We start from the raw sequence: 882 nt of genomic DNA, 5'->3' as shown, positions 1-882 counted from the left end.
ATCACGCTGTCGACATAGAGCGCCGTCGTGGCGGCCGAATTGCGGATGACGCCCTCTCTGATCTGCGCCGTCACCCAGGCGCCCACCACCAGCATGACGGCCAGCAGGCCAAAACCGCCGGCAACGACGAATTGCAAGGCAAGAGAGAGTTCGCTCCAGCGTCGCGTCAAGTTCTGCAGAATACGAATCATGAACCCCTGACCGCCCTTCAATCGATTGGCTGGACGATGTCGGTACATTGAGCCTCCGTCTTGCCATTGCCAAGAGCTTCGTTTGGTCGAGCGCTTGACGTCCCGGCGCGCTTCGGAAACAACGTCCGCGACACATGCGGCGGGAGCCGCTTCGAGAGGGGACGGAACGTTGAGTTTTTCGGGACTGCTGCAGCTCGGCTTTTCAACGGTCATTTTCCTGCTGGCGGCGACAGCCGCCAAGCAATGGGGCCTGGCGCCGAGCCTTGGCAAGATCGCGCTGACGCTGGCGCTCTATTCACTGGGCAATCTGATCATGCTGCGGCTGATCCGCGAATTCGGCATGTCGGTGTCGTTCAGCCTGTCTGCCGTCATCCAGCTGGTCTCGGTGAACGTCGTGGCGCTGGTCTTCTTCGGCGAGCGCGTCAACGCGCTGCAGGCGACCGGCATCATGCTGGCGATCGCCGCAGTGGCGCTGATCACGCTCGGACCCTATCTGCAAGGCCGGCTGTAACGGGCGGATTGCCGATGAAGAATGCCGCGAACGCTTTGCTCAACCGGGTCGAATTCCCGGTGCTGCTGGCCGGCCTGGTCATCGCGGCCGGCCTTTGGGGATTCGAGGAGCTGATGGAGCTGGCGCGCGCCACCACGCCGCACGCCTTCGACACCGAAATCCTGCTCGCCTTCCGCCAGG

At 62.9% G+C, this 882-nt stretch carries 1 protein-coding gene and 2 pseudogenes; 2 read left to right on the top strand and 1 reads right to left on the bottom strand.

Annotated features, from left to right (window positions below; genetic code table 11):
• Positions 1-191 (bottom strand): annotated as a pseudogene (locus EN914_RS36870) (sensor histidine kinase); the annotation flags it as partial.
• A gap of 169 nt (positions 192-360) precedes the next feature.
• On the opposite strand from EN914_RS36870, the gene EN914_RS36865 reads away from it, so the two are divergent.
• Positions 361-702, top strand: coding sequence for a hypothetical protein (locus tag EN914_RS36865; RefSeq protein ID WP_013528672.1), 342 nt, complete (start codon positions 361-363; stop codon positions 700-702).
• A gap of 14 nt (positions 703-716) precedes the next feature.
• Positions 717-882 (top strand): annotated as a pseudogene (locus EN914_RS39750) (phosphoesterase); the annotation flags it as partial.

The organism is Mesorhizobium sp. M7A.F.Ca.CA.001.08.2.1 (genome assembly GCF_003998455.1).
In the GTDB taxonomy this organism is placed as follows: domain Bacteria; phylum Pseudomonadota; class Alphaproteobacteria; order Rhizobiales; family Rhizobiaceae; genus Mesorhizobium; species Mesorhizobium ciceri.
The sequence above is the reverse complement of the archived record's forward strand: the minus strand, read 5'-3'. Positions and strand labels throughout refer to the sequence as shown.